Below are 409 nucleotides of genomic sequence, written 5' to 3'. Positions count from 1 at the left end.
GCTGTGATCGATGCGTTCGTGATGAAATTCCGAGACATCCAGTTTGTCGTAAGCGTGCCAGGAATCGCTGTAGACGATTGAAATCCGGCTGCACTTTCTTTCGAATGATCGACATCAGCGTCTGATGCCCGGCATTGGGGATCATGACGGCATGGACGCGGCCATGCCGTTTCAGCAGGCCAAAGACAGCCACTTTCCCGGCAGCACCCCGGCCCCGTTTTCCTTTGCGATGTCCACCGAAATAGCTCTCATCGACTTCGATTTCACCTGAGACCGGTGCCTCATGAGCAATCTGTTCCGCGATGATCTCTCGCAATTTCCGGTAATACAGGGTCGCTGTATTGCGATTGACGCCGACAAGTTCGGCAGCGCTCCGGGCGGGCGTTCCCGCCACGAAGTGCTCCAGAAG

The 409-nt window shown here is 56.0% G+C and carries 1 pseudogene; it reads right to left on the bottom strand.

From position 1 onward, the window contains the following. Positions 1-409, bottom strand: a pseudogene (locus tag HNH97_RS06330) (IS1595 family transposase); the annotation flags it as partial.

The organism is Gluconacetobacter entanii (assembly GCF_013155425.1).
GTDB lineage: Bacteria > Pseudomonadota > Alphaproteobacteria > Acetobacterales > Acetobacteraceae > Novacetimonas > Novacetimonas entanii.
Note: the sequence above shows the minus strand (reverse complement) of the source record. Positions and strands in the feature narration are given on the sequence as shown.